The organism is Aliiroseovarius sp. S1339, from assembly GCF_023195695.1.
Classification (GTDB): Bacteria; Pseudomonadota; Alphaproteobacteria; order Rhodobacterales; family Rhodobacteraceae; genus Aliiroseovarius.
In genome coordinates, this window is record NZ_JALPQG010000004.1 from 356,668 (window position 1) to 366,794 (window position 10,127).

Annotated in this window: 13 protein-coding genes; 4 read left to right on the top strand and 9 right to left on the bottom strand. The window is 59.7% G+C overall.

Going from position 1 to position 10,127, the window contains the following annotated elements:
- Positions 1–10: 10 nt before the first annotated feature.
- On the bottom strand, positions 11–295 hold the full coding sequence (locus tag MUY35_RS08415) for a DUF3572 domain-containing protein (RefSeq protein WP_248365674.1): 285 nt from the start codon (positions 293–295) through the stop codon (positions 11–13).
- A 94-nt stretch (positions 296–389) separates the two neighbouring features.
- On the opposite strand from MUY35_RS08415, the gene MUY35_RS08420 reads away from it, so the two are divergent.
- A complete protein-coding gene (locus MUY35_RS08420; protein ID WP_248365675.1) occupies positions 390–1,775 on the top strand; it encodes a diguanylate cyclase in 1,386 nt (461 codons plus the stop codon).
- Here the strand turns inward: MUY35_RS08420 and MUY35_RS08425 are convergent.
- The 4 genes from MUY35_RS08425 to MUY35_RS08440 form a co-directional block, all read right to left on the bottom strand.
- Entirely contained in the window at positions 1,750–2,289 is a 540-nt protein-coding gene (locus MUY35_RS08425; RefSeq protein ID WP_248365676.1) for a periplasmic heavy metal sensor, read from the bottom strand. The genes MUY35_RS08420 and MUY35_RS08425 overlap by 26 nt on opposite strands.
- Positions 2,286–2,702 carry a hypothetical protein gene (locus MUY35_RS08430; RefSeq protein ID WP_248365677.1) on the bottom strand — a complete coding sequence of 139 codons (417 nt, stop codon included), beginning with the start codon at positions 2,700–2,702 and terminating at the stop codon, positions 2,286–2,288. Before MUY35_RS08430 ends, MUY35_RS08425 begins: the two co-directional genes overlap by 4 nt.
- Positions 2,689–3,276, bottom strand: a complete 588-nt coding sequence (locus MUY35_RS08435; protein ID WP_248365678.1) for an RNA polymerase sigma factor — start codon at positions 3,274–3,276, stop codon at positions 2,689–2,691. Before MUY35_RS08435 ends, MUY35_RS08430 begins: the two co-directional genes overlap by 14 nt.
- A gap of 78 nt (positions 3,277–3,354) precedes the next feature.
- Entirely contained in the window at positions 3,355–3,954 is a 600-nt protein-coding gene (locus MUY35_RS08440; RefSeq protein WP_248365679.1) for an EF-hand domain-containing protein, read from the bottom strand.
- Between the two features lie 198 nt (positions 3,955–4,152).
- Here MUY35_RS08440 and MUY35_RS08445 point away from each other — a divergent pair, with 198 nt between their 5' ends.
- Positions 4,153–4,572: a DUF983 domain-containing protein gene (locus tag MUY35_RS08445; protein WP_248365680.1), complete on the top strand. Its 420-nt coding sequence runs from the start codon at positions 4,153–4,155 to the stop codon at positions 4,570–4,572.
- A 9-nt stretch (positions 4,573–4,581) separates the two neighbouring features.
- A complete protein-coding gene (locus MUY35_RS08450; RefSeq protein ID WP_248365681.1) occupies positions 4,582–5,295 on the top strand; it encodes an NUDIX hydrolase in 714 nt (237 codons plus the stop codon).
- A 3-nt stretch (positions 5,296–5,298) separates the two neighbouring features.
- Here the strand turns inward: MUY35_RS08450 and MUY35_RS08455 are convergent, their stop codons facing one another.
- From MUY35_RS08455 to MUY35_RS08470, 4 genes are all read right to left on the bottom strand, one after another.
- Positions 5,299–6,204, bottom strand: coding sequence for a DMT family transporter (locus tag MUY35_RS08455; RefSeq protein WP_248365682.1), 906 nt, complete (start codon positions 6,202–6,204; stop codon positions 5,299–5,301).
- A 43-nt stretch (positions 6,205–6,247) separates the two neighbouring features.
- The gene (locus tag MUY35_RS08460; RefSeq protein ID WP_248365683.1) at positions 6,248–6,772 is read right to left on the bottom strand and encodes a lipocalin family protein; all 525 of its coding nucleotides are present in this window, start codon (positions 6,770–6,772) and stop codon (positions 6,248–6,250) included.
- An 84-nt stretch (positions 6,773–6,856) separates the two neighbouring features.
- A complete protein-coding gene (locus MUY35_RS08465; protein WP_248365684.1) occupies positions 6,857–7,900 on the bottom strand; it encodes an aldo/keto reductase in 1,044 nt (347 codons plus the stop codon).
- A 143-nt stretch (positions 7,901–8,043) separates the two neighbouring features.
- Positions 8,044–8,823, bottom strand: a complete 780-nt coding sequence (locus MUY35_RS08470) for an SDR family oxidoreductase (protein WP_248365685.1) — start codon at positions 8,821–8,823, stop codon at positions 8,044–8,046.
- A 127-nt stretch (positions 8,824–8,950) separates the two neighbouring features.
- On the opposite strand from MUY35_RS08470, the gene MUY35_RS08475 reads away from it, so the two are divergent.
- The coding region (locus tag MUY35_RS08475) for a peptide chain release factor 3 (protein ID WP_248365686.1) at positions 8,951–10,127 on the top strand (1,177 nt) is incomplete at its 3' end.

The following is a 10,127-nucleotide window of genomic DNA, read 5'->3' on the forward strand; positions in this document are numbered from 1 at the left end:
ACTTTACGATTTATGTCCAGTGGATTTGCGCGCCACCGGGAAGGGCTTGGCGCGCCGCTGCCAATTGCTGATAGGGGATATTCAAGGCATCACACACCCGCATCACCCAAGCATCATCCATCAACAGAAAATCCAGCACCGACCCCAAAAAGGCGGCATCCCCTGCGCTTTGGCGAAGGGCGTCCTGATCGACCCCTGTCGAGCCCATGAAGATTGGCAAAAGCTCTTCGTCTGAGACAAGCCAACCCAGCACATTCAGGGCCGTTGCCTCGGCGATTTCCAGCTTCATCCTCATACTCCTTAACGGTTGGAAAGGTTTTCTTAACCAATATGGCAGCAAGGTGAACAGACCATTCAAATAGGCACAATGACAAGGGCGAGTTGACGATATGAGTGAGAGAATCCTGATCGCGGATGACCTTGCGACCAATCGCATCGTGTTGAAGGTCAAACTGACCGTCGCCTGCTACGAGGTTATTCAGGCGGACCGATGCGCCGATGTGGCCACACTGGCACGCGACACCCAGCCTGACCTCATCATTCTGGGTCGGGGCCGCACCGATTGCAGCCTGTCGACGTGTCGCCAGTTGAAAGCGGATGCCACGCTAGGTTCCATCCCGATCATCGTGGTGTCGGATCAAGATGACCAACGCGCGCGGCTGGAAGCCATCATGGCGGGCGCTGATGACGTCTTTTCCAAGCCGCTGAACGAAGCCACGCTGATGGCCATGGTGCGCAATCTGATCCGGGCGCGCGGGGCCGAGGACGAAGTGCTGCGGCGGCGCGACCTGTCACGTGATTTCGGCTGTGCAGAAGCACCCGCGCTTTTTGAACGTCATGCCCGCGTCGCGCTGATCGCCCCGGATGCCGAAACTGGCATTTACTGGCGCATGCATCTGGCAACCGAAATCCGCCACCGAATTGATATCATGACGCCATCGCAAGCGTTGGAGGATGTCAGTGGCTTCGGCGGTGTACCGGACGCCTTTGTCATCGCCTCAACACTCAGCGAGACATCTGATGGTCTGCGACTGGTCAGCGAGTTGCGGTCGCGCCAAACGACGCGCCATTCGGTCATTGTCGTTCAGGATTGCGGCGAAAGCCCCTCGCCCTCCTCTATGGCGCTTGATCTGGGCGCGAATGCTGTCTTAAGACCGGGGTTCGATGCCCGCGAGTTGGCACTGCGTTTGCACCGCCTTCTGGCGCGCAAGTTTGAAGGCGACGACCTGCGCAAAAGTTTTGATACCAGTCTGGCCTTAGCCGTTCGCGATCCGCTGACTGGTCTGCACAACCGTCGCTTTGCACAAAGTTATCTGGATCGGCTGGAACGCGAATCGCGCAGCAAGAACCAGCCTTATGCAATCATGGTTCTGGATCTTGACCGGTTCAAATCTATCAATGATCGGTTCGGTCACCCGGTCGGCGACGAGGTGCTGGTCGAGGTGGCGCGACGCCTGAAAGACAATCTGCGCGACATGGACCTGTTGGCAAGGTATGGCGGCGAAGAATTTCTGATCGCCCTGCCCGGTGTCAGCCGCGCACAGGCCCAAGCGATGGCGGAACGGCTACGTCGCGCTGTTGGCGATTGTCCAGTCGCGACGGGCGCAACGCCCAACGGTATCGCCGTCACCCTGTCGATCGGTGTGGCCGTGTCGGGCGACACATTCGGGTCATCCGGCACCGCGCATGAATTGCTGCAATTCGCCGACCAAGCGCTTTACCGCGCCAAGTCCGACGGACGCAATCAGGTCACTTTCGTGTCGGACGCCGCTTAGACGCGCGTGCCCTGTCCTGGATAGATCTTTCAATACGGTCGGCGAAATCTTGACGTTCTTTGGGGCTCATCTGATCTATCCGCTCGACCAGCACTGACCGGGCAAGTTCACCGCGTTGACGCTGCCGTTCGGACTGTTGATCCATGACCGACATAAGCGTATCCGGATCAAACGGGTCGGCGCGCAACGCGGTCAGTATGGTCTGGAATTCGCTGGCCAGCGCCTTGCGATTGTCGGCAAACGACCCGCTGCGTTCACGAAGGGCTTTGCCGATCTCGCGTCGATCTGACCGATCCAATGCACCAGCCAGCGGAGCAAAGCCCAAGTCGCGGATCGCACCACGGTTTGGGCCGTGCATATCGAAGCCGTGATCGCGGTGGCCGCCCCATTTGGCCCCGGCCACAAGCCCAACCACCAACAGGTTAAACATCAGCGATACCGCCAGAAGAATACGCGGCCACTTGCGCCGCTTCAGCTGTGGTGTGGCGACGGGTGGTTTGTTCGATGCGCTCATCCCTCATCCTCCAATAACAAACTGGTTCCCAGATAGCTGGGGGCCAAATCCTCCAACGCATAGGACTCGTCGGCCAACGTATAGTCGCCAGTCAGGATCAACCCGCCGGACATCGTTTCAAGTTGGATCGGGGCGGCAAAACCGATCCAGACCCCGGCCACTGTCGCCGTCGCCATTCCGGCAAGGGAAGGCCAGCCGCCAACCGCTGCGACCAAATCAGCCCAGAACCCCCGCGACGCGCCCGGATCAACCGCCGTGCCCGCATGACTGCCACATTGCGGCTGATGTGCCTCGGCATCTGCAAGGATTGCCGACACAAGCGCGTCAGAAGGTGCGGCAATATCAGATCGGGCCGCGTCAAAAAACGCGTCCAAGGCCGTATCATCCAGCATGTCTTTGTCAGTTTGTGCCATATCCCAACTCCTCTCGCTGGCCAGCAAGTGCTGTGGCCAGCGCTTTCTTGCCCCGGGCCGTCAGACTTTCGACGGCCTCGATGCTGATGTCCATGATCTGCGCAATCTCGGGGTTTGCTTCCCCTTCGATGTGGCGCAGGGTCACGGCGATTCTTTGACGTTCCGGCAGGGCGTTGAGCGCGGTTTGCAAGGCGGCAACGCGATCTGCCTGGATCATCTTGTCAACTGCACCAGGCGTGTCATCGGCTGGCTCTTCAATCGCGTCGATGTCCACATTGCGCCGTTTGCGCAGCCGATCAGTGCACAAGTTTGATACCACTCGAAACAGCCACGTTGACACCTTCGCCTCGCCTGTGCGCCAGTCCGGAGCGATCTTCCACAAACGCAACATCGCTTCTTGTGTTACGTCCTCAGCCTCCGCCCGGTCGCCGCCCAAAAGACGCGTGCCATAACCCAGAACCCGCGGCGCAAGCCTGCGGGTCAGAAGCTCAGCCGCCATCGGATCGCCGTTCCCGTACAGAACGAGAAGCGCGTCGTCCGAAGCTTCTGCGTAAGCGTCCAAGGCCATTTCCATTCGTCCTGCCTAGCCCGTCTGCCACTTGGTGACAACGGGCGGGGGTGCCCCCGCGAAACGCAGGGGCACAGGTGGGCGTTATCCGCCGTTACGCTGACCTTTGCCGCCCTTGCCGTGACCGCGCTTGCCATGACCGCGCATGAAGGCTTCCTTCTGCGCCGCATCAAACTCGGCTTGTGAAATCGCGTTGTCGTCATCGGTGTCAAATCGGTCAATCATGCGATCCATGCGGGCTTGGTCCGGAGCCATTTCATCAAGGCTGAGCGTGCCGTTGCCATTGGTGTCGCGCTTGGAGATCATCTTTTCCATCATCCAGCCCATGCGCTTTTCTGCCATCGGACCTTTGTCCTTGCCTTGGCCGCCAGCATTTGCTTGACGCTCGGCCATCTTAGCCGCACGGTGCGCCTGCATTTCCGCAACCGACAGCTCGCCGTCTCCGTCCGTATCAGTGGCCGAGAAATGTGCCGCGGCATGGGCTTTCAGGTCCTCGGCCGTGATCTGGCCGCTGGTGTCCATGTCCAGATCAGCGAATTCCATTTGCATGAAGCCGCCATTGCGTCCCTGCATCCCGCCACCGTCTTTGCCACCAAAGGCGACCGCGGAGGTCGCACCAAGTGTCAGGGCCGCGCCCAAAGCCAGTGCGATTGCCGTTGCTGCTTTTGTTTTTGTAACAGTCATAATGTGTTCCTTTTTCCTTTGCCTGTTCGCGCCAAGTCTGTATCTGTCCGGCGTCATACCCATTGAACGCGGCAGGGGCGTGTTTCCGTCGCTGTTTGGCGAAAAAAATCGCGGCATCGCGCCGCAACAGCAAAACGCGGCATGGTTTTCCGCGTTTCAATCCTTAGAATGGCTTGGTGCGCGACAGAGGAAACATGAATGAGCGACGTGACCACAATGAACACCCAGCCGCTTGCCGATGACGGTCAGGAACGCGACCTAAAGCCTGCGATGAAAAAGGGCTGGAGCAAACGCTGCCCCAACTGTGGAACAGGAAAAATGTTTCAGGGCTATCTGAAGGTGCAGGACACTTGCACGGTTTGCGGCGAAGACCTGTATCACCACCGCGCCGATGATGGCCCTGCTTACCTGACGATCCTTGTGGTGGGCCATCTGATGGCGCCGCTTTTGCACATCACCTATGTGAATTTTGTGCAGGAGCCGATGATGCTGGCCTCAATCTTCACAGTCGGCACAGTGGCTGCGTCACTATACCTGCTGCCCCGGTTCAAGGGGTTTATGGTCGGTTTCCAATGGGCAAAACGAATGCACGGCTTCAAACACGACCGAGATTCATAGGGCGACATCATGGACAAGGCACTTGACAAGTCGAAAATCATACGGGATGCGGCCACAGTCATCCTGATCCGTGACAAGACCACACGGCCGCAGGTCTTGATGGGGCAACGCGGGGCCAAAGCGGCCTTCATGCCCAACAAGTTTGTCTTTCCCGGCGGTGCGCTTGATGCAGAAGATGCTCAGGTGCCGCTGGCTGAAAAGGGGGCCGAGCCTTGCCTGACGCGCTTGGGTGAACACGCAGACCCCTCGATCTCATCGGCGCTGCTGGTGACCGCCATTCGCGAGCTTTGGGAAGAAACGGGTCAAATTTTGGGTGCGCCCGGCGACTGGCCCTGCAAAGTTCCTGATGGATGGGAAGAATTTGCAAAAGCAGGCTATATCCCATCTGCCCTTGGTATGGCCTTCGTGTTTCGCGCGATCACACCCAAGGGCCGCCCGCGCCGGTTTGATGCGCGCTTCTTTGCGGTGGACGCCGACGAGTTGCGCACCGATATCGACGATTTCTCGCGCGCCTCTGACGAGTTAAGCCATCTTCAATGGATTCCGCTGGACGATGTGCGCCGTTTCGACCTGCCGTTCATAACCGAGGTGGTGTTGGCCGAAATCGTTGGCAACCTGCCCGAATTGGGTGCGCCTGCACAGGTACCGTTCTTCAACAATTCTGACGAAGAAAGCTTGTTTGAGCGTCTTGGTGGCGTTGGCCCCCTGACGGCGGCGGGCTGACGGCTACTTCAGGAACAGCACCAGCACCAAAACGGAGGCCAGGATCAACGCGGTCCCGGCATATTCGCGCCCTGTGACCTTTTCACGAAACACAAACAGCGTTGCGGCGTAAGAAAACAACAGCTCCACCTGCCCCAACGCCTTGACCAGCGCCGCGTTTTGCAACGCGAAAGCGGTGAACCAGCAAAAGCTGCCGATCATTGAGCTAAGGCCGACCAGAACGCCAACCCGCCATGCGGTGAAAACGCGCGTGATCTCGCCTTTTTCGCGCAAAGTCATCCAGATCAGCATGACAGCAGACTGAAATGCGGTGACGACGGCCAAGGTGAACCCGGCGCGCGCCACCACGTCTTGGACAGGCAGCGATAGGGCCGCGCCGCGATAACCAATAGCCGAGACAGAGAACAGGAACCCGGCCCCAAGCCCCAGTGCCGCCGCCCGGTTAAAGAACCGCATCCACCCAGCTTTGCCGCCAGTTGGCGGGTCCGACAGCAAGATCAGACCCAGAAACCCGACCGCGATGGCCAAACCACCCGCAACGCCGACGCCTTCGCCCAACACCGCCAACCCGACCAGCGCGGTCAGCACGACCTCGGTCTTTTTGAATGTGATGCCGACGGCGAAATTGCGTTCGGCGAACAAGGCCACCACACAGATTGTGGCAAGGATTTGCGCGATACCTCCCGTAAACGCGAACAGGAAAAACCGCCCACCGGGCACAGGCGCGCTTTGGTCCGTCACGCCCAGATAAATCACAAGGATCACCGCCACCAGTGGCGCGGAATAGACGAACCGCGCAAGGGTCGCCCCGGTCGCCGACAAGCGTGTGTCCTTCAGCCGCTTTTGCAGCATGAAGCGCAGGTTTTGCGAAAACGCCGCAGCGATTGTGATGGGGATCCAAGCTTGCATCGCGCACCTTTCGCATGGTCAGGCCGCGAATGCCAGCTTACGCCTAGCGGGTTTTCAGCCGCGACAGGTTATAGCCGTTGAACCCCAGCACATCGCGCGCCGCCTTGATCCGGTCTTCGCCACCGGAGTTGGACCGGTCGATGATCCAGCCAAAGCTGCCTGATGGCGTGCCGATCGCGGCTGTGCGGTAATCAGCATCGACCCAAAGCACCCAATATTGCGTGTCAAACGGCGCTGATCCGACCGAAATGCGGCCCGGCGCAGGTTGTTTTGTCGAATAATGGTCCAGCAACCCAGACGGCCCATAGACGTCCAAAGCGGTAATGGCACCGCCATTTTCTGCAAAGTTGACCGCCCCGAAGGATGGCTTGTCGCCGGGATAAACGAATTCACCCCGGATCACCCAGCGTCCAGCGAAGCGGGCCGCGTTGAAACGTGTGGTTGAACTAAGCTGCCGGGTCTTGCTGCGGTGAAATTCGACACCCGAACCGCCCCCGCCCACGCAGGCGGTCAGCCCCGCGCTTGCCGTCAATGCGGCTGCCGTCATTAACATCTGCCGCCGATCCATGGTCCTGTTCCTTCCGGTTCCCTGATACCCTGAGTGTCTAGAGCTGGTCGCGCCATTAACCTAACACAAGTAGGGCACGTCTTGTCAGAACGGCATCGGGTGGGCGCGGTGCGCGCTGTCGATGTCTTTCATCACCTCGTCTGACAGTGTCAGGTCTTTTCCGTCCAAGATGCGGGCGAGCTGCTCCATCGAGGACGCACCAAAAATGGTCGACCCCATGAACGGCCGCGAAACCGCGAAAGCCAGCGCCATTTGAACGACGTCCAGCCCGTGCTTTTTCGCAACATCCAGATACACATCAACGGCTTCAAATGCGCGTGGCGTGGCACGCCCGCCCAGACCCGGTGACAGGTCCAGCCGCGACCCTTTCGGCACGGCGTTGTCCTGATATTTCCCGCTCAACAGCCCCGTCGCCAGCGGTGAATAGGACAGCACGCGCACGCCTTCGTTCATGCACAGCTCGGCCAGATCGGTGTCGGCCAGACGGCACATCAAGCTGTATTCGTTCTGGATCGAGATTACCTCGGGCGCACCCATTTCGCGCGCGATGCGCAACCATTGCGCGGTGCCCCACGCGCTTTCGTTGGACAGAGCGAAATGGCGCACCTTGCCGGCCTTCACGACCTCGGCCATAGCACCCAAAACGTCGCGCATATGCGCCTCAACCTCGGTGCGGTTTTGATTTGACGGATCAAAGGTCCAGTTCTGGCGAAACGCATAGCTGCCGCGAATGGGCCAGTGGGTCTGATAAATGTCGATATAGTCGGTGTTCAGCTTGACCAGACTTTCGTCCACAGCCTCGTGGATGATCGCGCCGTTATAACCTTTGCCGCCACGCTTCCAGCCCGGATTGTCACCCGACACTTTTGTGGCAATCACCACGTCATCGCGTCGCCCGCTTTTGGCGATCCAGCTGCCAATCACTTCTTCCGAGCGTCCGCAAGCTTCGGCTTTGATCGGGTTCACCGGATACATCTCGGCGGTATCAATGAAGTTGATCCCGTGGTCCAAAGACATGTCGATCTGGGCGTGACCCTCGGCTTCAGTGTTGGTGGACCCCCAAAGCATCGAGCCCAGGCACAACGCGCTCACCTCAAGCTTGCCACCCGCCAATTTGTTCATCTGCATAGCGCGTCTCCTTCAACGACCGAAATAGCCTGTCCTGTTCGCGCGTCAGTGTGCCGATCATCGGGATGAGGGCAAGGGGCAAAACAAGCGCCATCACAACGGGCAGGTTGCGCCCGCCCGTCAGCCTGTCTGATCCGCTCCGCTTAGAACGTCGCGTTCACTGCCCCACCGTCCAGCAACACATTCTGCCCCACCATGAACCCCGCATGTTGCGAGCACAGGAAGGCGCAGGTCGCGCCAAACTCCTCAGCCGTGCCATAGCGACCAGCCGGGATCGTGGCCGCACGCGCCGCGCGGGCCTCGTCAACCGATCCGCCATGCGCCTCGACCACGCCCTTGTCCAAAGCCGCCGCGCGATCAGTGTCATGAATACCCGGCAGCAGGTTGTTGATGATCACACCCTGCCCCGCCACCTGCCGCGCGGTTCCCGCCACAAAGCCCGTTAGGCCCGTGCGCGCGGTGTTGGACAGGCCAAGCACAGGGATCGGAGATTTCACCGATTGGCTGGTGATATTCACGACCCGACCCCAGCCCTTATCGATCATCGTGGGGATCAAAGCCTGCATCAAAGCGATCGGTGTCAGCATGTTGGCGTCAAAAGCTGCGATAAAATCGTCACGATCCCAATCCGACCACATGCCCGGCGGCGGGCCACCCGCGTTGGTCACCAGAATTTCCACATCGCCTGCAGTGTCCAGAACGCGCGTTCGCCCGTCCTCTGTCGTCACGTCAGCGGCGACTGTCACCACGTCTACGCCAGTCTCTGACCGAATCGCTTCTGCCGCGTCCTGCAATGGCCCTTCGGTGCGCGCATTCATCACCAGCGACACGCCTTCCCGCGCCAAAGCCCGCGCGCATCCAAGCCCCAACCCTTTTGAGGACGCACATACCAGCGCCCGCTTGCCTGAAATTCCCAGATCCATCGGTCTCTCCCATTTCCTGAAGGCGCGTCTGTCGCCCGCGCTTTTCCAAGACCTAGCAGGGCCGCCCGCGCGAGGAAAGCACCCATGGTTGTTGCGCCCCTCCGCCCCCGTCGCTATATGCGAACCCATGTTAGACACCGTATCAAACCGCCCCGAATTGCCGACCGAGATTGCGCGCCGTCGCACCTTCGCGATCATCAGCCACCCGGACGCTGGCAAGACGACCCTGACCGAAAAGTTCCTGCTTTACGGCGGCGCCATTCAGATGGCCGGACAGGTGCGCGCCAAAGGTGAATCGCGTCGCACCCGATCTGACTTCATGAAAATGGAACAGGACCGGGGCATCTCGGTGTCCGCCTCGGCCATGTCGTTTGATTTCGGCAAGTATCGCTTCAATCTGGTCGACACGCCGGGCCACTCGGACTTTTCGGAAGATACATACCGCACGCTCACTGCTGTGGACGCCGCCGTCATGGTGATCGACGGGGCGAAAGGCGTGGAAAGCCAGACGCAGAAACTGTTTGAGGTTTGCCGCCTGCGCGATCTTCCGATCCTGACATTTTGTAACAAGATGGACCGCGAAAGCCGCGATACGTTTGATATCATTGATGAAATTCAGGAAAACCTCGCGATTGACGTGACGCCCGCAAGCTGGCCGATCGGCATGGGCCGCGATTTTCTGGGCTGCTACGACCTGCTGAACGACCGGCTGGAACTGATGGACCGCGCCGACCGCAACGTGGTGGCCGAAACCATCGAGATCAACGGGCTGGACGACCCCAAACTGGCCGAGCACGTCCCCGCGCACATGCTGGAAAAGTTTCTGGAAGAGGTTGAGATGGCGCGCGAACTGCTGCCCACCCTTGACCCCAAATCCGTGCTGGAAGGCCACATGACCCCAATTTGGTTCGGCTCGGCGATCAACTCGTTTGGTGTGCAGGAACTGATGCAAGGTATCGCCCAATACGGCCCCGAGCCGCAGCCCCAACAGGCCAGCCCCCGCGCCATTGCGCCCGAGGAAGGCAAAGTCGCGGGCTTTGTGTTCAAAGTTCAGGCGAATATGGACCCCAAACACCGCGACCGCGTGGCCTTCGTGCGGCTGGCGTCAGGCCATTTCAAACGCGGGATGAAGCTGACCCATGTGCGCACGAAAAAGCCGATGGCGGTGTCAAACCCTGTGCTGTTCCTCGCCTCTGACCGCGAATTGGCGGAAGAGGCTTGGGCCGGCGACATCATCGGCATCCCCAACCACGGCCAGCTGCGCATCGGTGACACGCTGACCGAAGGCGAGATGATCCGCGCCA

Bases quoted from the DNA above. Each gene is read 5' to 3' on its own strand.
- MUY35_RS08440 (WP_248365679.1), bottom strand. From the start codon at position 3,954: ATGACTGTTACAAAAACAAAAGCAGCAACGGCAATCGCACTGGCTTTG.
- MUY35_RS08430 (WP_248365677.1), bottom strand. From the start codon at position 2,702: ATGGCACAAACTGACAAAGACATGCTGGATGATACGGCCTTGGACGCG.
- MUY35_RS08445 (WP_248365680.1), top strand. From the start codon at position 4,153: ATGAGCGACGTGACCACAATGAACACCCAGCCGCTTGCCGATGACGGT.
- MUY35_RS08460 (WP_248365683.1), bottom strand. From the start codon at position 6,772: ATGGATCGGCGGCAGATGTTAATGACGGCAGCCGCATTGACGGCAAGC.
- MUY35_RS08420 (WP_248365675.1), top strand. From the start codon at position 390: ATGAGTGAGAGAATCCTGATCGCGGATGACCTTGCGACCAATCGCATC.
- MUY35_RS08415 (WP_248365674.1), bottom strand. From the start codon at position 295: ATGAGGATGAAGCTGGAAATCGCCGAGGCAACGGCCCTGAATGTGCTG.
- MUY35_RS08470 (WP_248365685.1), bottom strand. From the start codon at position 8,823: ATGGATCTGGGAATTTCAGGCAAGCGGGCGCTGGTATGTGCGTCCTCA.
- MUY35_RS08450 (WP_248365681.1), top strand. From the start codon at position 4,582: ATGGACAAGGCACTTGACAAGTCGAAAATCATACGGGATGCGGCCACA.
- MUY35_RS08435 (WP_248365678.1), bottom strand. From the start codon at position 3,276: ATGGAAATGGCCTTGGACGCTTACGCAGAAGCTTCGGACGACGCGCTT.
- MUY35_RS08455 (WP_248365682.1), bottom strand. From the start codon at position 6,204: ATGCAAGCTTGGATCCCCATCACAATCGCTGCGGCGTTTTCGCAAAAC.
- MUY35_RS08465 (WP_248365684.1), bottom strand. From the start codon at position 7,900: ATGCAGATGAACAAATTGGCGGGTGGCAAGCTTGAGGTGAGCGCGTTG.
- MUY35_RS08425 (WP_248365676.1), bottom strand. From the start codon at position 2,289: ATGAGCGCATCGAACAAACCACCCGTCGCCACACCACAGCTGAAGCGG.